Annotated in this window: 4 protein-coding genes; 1 reads left to right on the top strand and 3 read right to left on the bottom strand. The window is 73.0% G+C overall.

From position 1 onward, the window contains the following. Positions 1–873, top strand: an 873-nt coding sequence (locus ABZ281_RS41690) for an FAD-dependent oxidoreductase (protein ID WP_356663148.1), incomplete at its 5' end; no start/stop codon positions are given. A 27-nt stretch (positions 874–900) separates the two neighbouring features. Here the strand turns inward: ABZ281_RS41690 and ABZ281_RS41685 are convergent. The 3 genes from ABZ281_RS41685 to thiE form a co-directional block, all read right to left on the bottom strand. Next, positions 901–1836, bottom strand: coding sequence for a hypothetical protein (locus tag ABZ281_RS41685; protein WP_356663147.1), 936 nt, complete (start codon positions 1834–1836; stop codon positions 901–903). Positions 1837–1892: 56 nt separating this feature from the next. After that, complete coding sequence (gene metF / locus ABZ281_RS41680) at positions 1893–2816, bottom strand: methylenetetrahydrofolate reductase [NAD(P)H] (protein WP_356663146.1); 924 nt, start codon at positions 2814–2816, stop codon at positions 1893–1895. A gap of 98 nt (positions 2817–2914) precedes the next feature. Beyond that, entirely contained in the window at positions 2915–3574 is a 660-nt protein-coding gene (gene thiE, locus ABZ281_RS41675; RefSeq protein ID WP_356663145.1) for a thiamine phosphate synthase, read from the bottom strand. Positions 3575–3817 lie beyond the last annotated feature (243 nt).

The raw sequence follows: 3817 nt of genomic DNA, 5'->3' as shown, positions 1-3817 counted from the left end.
CGTAACACCCAGCAGACAGCGGCGAGAGCAACTGACCGACTGGACGACCCGAGAGCTTCCGTACGCGGCGGCCTGCGCGAGCTGGCTCGGGCGGTGTACGAGCGGTGTCTGGCCCGGAAGGTCGAGTTTCACTTCGGCGCCGCCGTCACCGGTGTGCTGGAGAAGGACGGCCGGGCGTCGGGGGTGGAACTCGCCGACGGGTCGGTCGCGGAGGCGGACTTCGTGGTGGCCGGTGTCGCGCCGGGCGTCCTGGACCGGCTGGCGGAGGGGACCCCCGTGCGGGGCGACGGCGAGGTGCGGCCACAGCCCGCCGCGGCCAGCCGGCTGACCGTACTGCTCGCCCTGCGCGGTGCCCGCCCCGAGGGCACCGCACATCGCACGGTGGTCCATACGCGCGACCGTGACGCAGAGCTGGACGCCCTCTTCGGCACGGCGGCGCGGGACCCGCACCCCACGGTCACGGTTCTGCGGCCCGCCGACCCGCGGCTCGCCCCGGAGGACCACGAGTCGGTCACCCTGACGACGGTGGTGCCCGCCCGGCCCCGCCAGCCGCACGACGACCTCGTCGACCACATGATCACCGCCGCCGGACGCGCCGTCCCCGGCCTGCGCGACCGCCTCCTGTGGCACGAGGTGCGCACCCCGGCCGACATCGCGGACGCGACGGGCGCTGAGGGCGGGGCGGTGCCCGTGCCGGCCCTGGCGGCGGCCGGCGGACGGCTGCTGCATCCGTCCAACAGCACGCGGGTGCCCGGTCTGTTCACCGTGGGCGGCTGGGCCCACCCCGGCGGCGGACTGCCGCACGCGGGCATGTCGGGCGCGCTGGTCGCGGGACTGATCGTGGAGGGGCCGGAGTTCCGCGGCTCGCAGTGAGCGCGCCGCCCCGGCGGGGTTCAGACTTCAGAAACGGTACTGCTCATCGAAGCCGTTCCCCTGCGGCTGCTGCCCGCCGCCCTGGTACGGGTACGGCTGCTCCGGCGGCAGTTCCTGCCCGTACTCGTCGGTGTTGCGCTGCTGCGGGACCCACACCCCGCCGGGCGGGGTCTCGCCGCCGTAGGTGCCGGCGTACTGGTCCTGGGTGTAATCCTGCTGGCCGTAGTACTGCTGGTCACCGTACGTGTTGTCGTAGGAGCCCTGGCCGTAGTTCGAGGAGCCGATGTACGGGTCGGAGTAGGCGGCGTACTGCTGCTGGCCCGCGGCGTCGTAGCCCTGCTGCTGGCCGTAGCCGGAGTAGTCGTAGGAGTAGGACTGGTCGGCCGCCTGGGCCGTGTACTGGTCCTGGGCCTGCTGTCCCGCGGGCTGGTACCCGTTGGTGTCGTAGACGCCGTAGGAGCCGGTGTCCTCGGGCACGGGCTGCGGCTCGTAGACGGCCGTGCTCTCGGCGGCCGTCGGGTCGTGGGCGGAGCGGGCGGGGGTGAAGACGTCGTCGTGGTCGTAGTCGTCCTCCTGGCCGTATGCGGACGGGTCGCGACGGTAGGCGCCGGCCTCGTCGTAGCCGCCCTCGGCCTCCAGGCCGGAGACCTCGAGGGTCGGCTCCTGGCGGCCGCGCTCACCGCGGCGGCGCTTGCTGCCGCCCAGCGCGGGCGCGTTCATCGCCCAGCCGGCCGCGAAGCCGCTGCGGAACGACAGGGTGACGTACGTCTGCCCGACCGCGAAGGCGGCCGCGCCCAGTCCGATCACGACGACGGACGCAATCAGAACACCGACGACGACACCGAGGAACCCGGCGAAGGCCAGCAGGCGCCAGCGCAGCCGCGCCTTGTACTGCAGCAGCACCTCGCCCAGCAGCCACAGCGCGACGATGCCGAACGCGATGTAGAGGACCGCCCAGCCCATGTACGCCCCTCTCCCAGTGGCCGTTACGCAGTGTGTCGTATACCGGTGCGAACGGTCTAGGCCTGCGGTGCGTGGTGCAGGCCCAGGTTCTCGTAGATCTCGAGTGTCGCAGTGGAGTTGTTGAGCGTGATGAAGTGCAAGCCGGGCACGCCCTCGGCGAGCAGCCGCGCACAGAACTCCGTGGCGAATTCGATCCCAATGGAGCGTACAGCGGCCGGATCGTCTTGCGCGGTGAGGATCCGCTCTTTCAGGGCAGACGGGAACGCGGCGTTGGTGAGCGACCCGATCCGCTCCAGCGTCTTCACGCTCGCGATCGGCATGACCTCGGGAATGATCGGGGTGTCACAGCCGGCGACCGAGACCCGGTCGCGCAGCCGGAGGTAGTCCTCCGGCTGGAAGAACATCTGCGTGATGGCGTAGTCCGCGCCCGCTCGGCACTTGTCGACGAAGTGGCGGACGTCTGCGTCCCAGTCGGCGGAGCGCGGGTGCATCGCCGGGAAGGCGGCGACGCCCACGCAGAAGTCGCCGGAGGCCTTGATCAGCTCGACGAGTTCGGCGGCGTAGGCCAGGCCCCGGGGGTGCGGCACCCAGTCGCCCATCGGGTCGCCGGGCGGGTCGCCGCGCAGGGCGAGCATGTTGCGGATCCCGGCGTCGGCGTACTGGCCGATGATGTTGCGCAGGTCGGCCACCGAGTGGTCGACCGCGGTGAGGTGGGCGATCGGGGTGAGGGTGGTGTCGGAGGCGATCGCCTCGGTCGCCTTGACCGTGCCCGCGCGGGTGGAACCGCCCGCGCCGTAGGTGACGGAGACGAAGTCGGGCGCCACGGCCTCGACCCGGCGCAGCGCGTTCCACAGGTTCCGCTCGCCCTTCGGGGTCTTGGGGGCGTAGAACTCGAACGAGTACGTCGTTTTGCCGGCCGCGAGCATATCGCGGACGGTGCGGGCGTGGTCCGACCTGATGGATGCGGTGCCGAGGGCCATACCGGCAGGTTAGCCAGGGGCGGTCGGTCCCCCAACCGGAGGCTGACATTTGCCCGGATTGTCCTCTTGTTGTCCATCCCTTGGACAAGCCGTCGTCACTACGCCTCCCGCAGCCGCTTCGCGAACTCGGCCGCGGCGGCCCCCGGGTCGTCGGCCTCGGTGATCGCCCGTACGACGACCACGCGCCGGGCGCCCGCTGCCAGGACCTGGTCGAGGGTGCCGAGGTCGATGCCGCCGATGGCGAACCAGGGGCGGTCGGTGCCGAGACCGGCGGTGTATCGGACGAGGTCGAGGCCGGGCGCGTGGCGGCCGGGCTTGGTGGGGGTCGGCCAGCACGGGCCGGTGCAGAAGTAGTCCACGCCCTGCTGGACGGCGGCCGCGGCGGCCTCGGACTCGGCGTGCGTGGAGCGGCCGATCAGGACCTCGTCGCCGAGGAGCGCGCGGGCCGCGGGGACCGGGAGGTCGCCCTGGCCGAGGTGCAGGACGTCGGCGCCGGCGGCGTGGGCGACGTCCGCCCGGTCGTTGACCGCGAGCAGCTTGCCGTGCCGGGCGCAGGCCTCGGCGAAGACGGCCAGGTGCTCCAGCTCCTCACCGGCCTCCATGCCCTTGTCCCGCAGCTGCACGATGTCGACGCCACCGGACAGCTCGGCGTCGAGGAAGTCCCCGAGGTCGCCCTGCCGCTTGCGCGCGTCGGTGCAGAGGTAGACCCGGGCCTCGGCGAGCTGGGCCCGTGCGGTGGCGGCGGCGGTGCCGGTCATGCGTGTCCCCCAGGGTGTCGGTGTGTCGGTGGTGTGCGGGTGCGGACGCGACCGCGGACCGGCGGCTCCCGGGTGCCGGAGCACCCGACTGCCGGGCATGCGGCGCGGGAGCACTCTTGCTCCTCCGCGAAGCCTCGGGCACCTTACGCCCGCCCCGGGCCCGCGGAGGCCCAGGCGGAACGGGCGCGAGCCACCCCCGGGCCGTGGGCCCCCCGGGCACGGCCCCCCCGGGGCGGGGGGTGT

The sequence above is a fragment of the Streptomyces sp. NPDC006265 genome (assembly GCF_040613555.1).
GTDB lineage: Bacteria > Actinomycetota > Actinomycetes > Streptomycetales > Streptomycetaceae > Streptomyces.
The sequence above is the reverse complement of the archived record's forward strand: the minus strand, read 5'-3'. Positions and strand labels throughout refer to the sequence as shown.

Excerpts from the sequence above, each read along its gene's own strand:
- metF (WP_356663146.1), bottom strand. The coding sequence starts at position 2,816 with ATGGCCCTCGGCACCGCATCCATCAGGTCGGACCACGCCCGCACCGTC.
- thiE (WP_356663145.1), bottom strand. The coding sequence starts at position 3,574 with ATGACCGGCACCGCCGCCGCCACCGCACGGGCCCAGCTCGCCGAGGCC.
- ABZ281_RS41685 (WP_356663147.1), bottom strand. The coding sequence starts at position 1,836 with ATGGGCTGGGCGGTCCTCTACATCGCGTTCGGCATCGTCGCGCTGTGG.